The sequence below is a fragment of the Flavobacterium sp. ALJ2 genome (genome assembly GCF_015594725.1).
In the GTDB taxonomy this organism is placed as follows: domain Bacteria; phylum Bacteroidota; class Bacteroidia; order Flavobacteriales; family Flavobacteriaceae; genus Flavobacterium.
In genome coordinates this window covers 1-577 of record NZ_JADNRC010000065.1, presented here as the reverse complement: position 1 = coordinate 577, position 577 = coordinate 1, and the positions used below count along the sequence as shown (strand labels likewise).

1 protein-coding gene is annotated in these 577 nt (G+C 29.1%); it reads left to right on the top strand.

Annotation, left to right across the window (positions count from 1 at the left end; genetic code table 11):
• Positions 1-534: PorP/SprF family type IX secretion system membrane protein (locus IUY40_RS19230; RefSeq protein WP_195738460.1), on the top strand; the 534-nt coding region annotated here is incomplete at its 5' end.
• Positions 535-577 lie beyond the last annotated feature (43 nt).

Below are 577 nucleotides of genomic sequence, written 5' to 3'. Positions count from 1 at the left end.
GGAGGTAGGGAGGATAACCATTTATTAGATGGTGTTGATAATGATTCTAGGTTTAATGAATCCCGAAATTTTACCCGAGGAGATATTGGTTTTGGAATTAATTATTTTTCAGATCGTTTTTTTGCAGGATTCTCGATACCGTCTTTTTCAAAAATAAAAGTTAATTTTGATGAAAATATTAAATTAGATAGTGAAAGAATTATGTATTTTTATACTGGGTATTTATTAGATCTTACAGGAGATTTAAAATTTAAGCCTTTGTTATTATTAAAGAAAGGCAATTTTGATGTTCAGGCTGAAGCGCAAGCTAATTTTTTGATACATGATCTTTTCTGGGTAGGAGCAGGCTGGCGTCAAGATGAGTCGATATTGTTTTTAACACAATTTCAATTAACCCCAGGATTAAAATTTAGTTATTCTTATGACTATGCGCAAATAGGAAAATTGAAATCTGCTAATTCAGGCTCACATGAATTTGCATTAACTTATCGATTTAATAATAGAGAAAAAATTGTAAGACCATCATACTTTTAAAAACCATACAAAAATGAAAAGAAAATACATATTATTTTTAGCT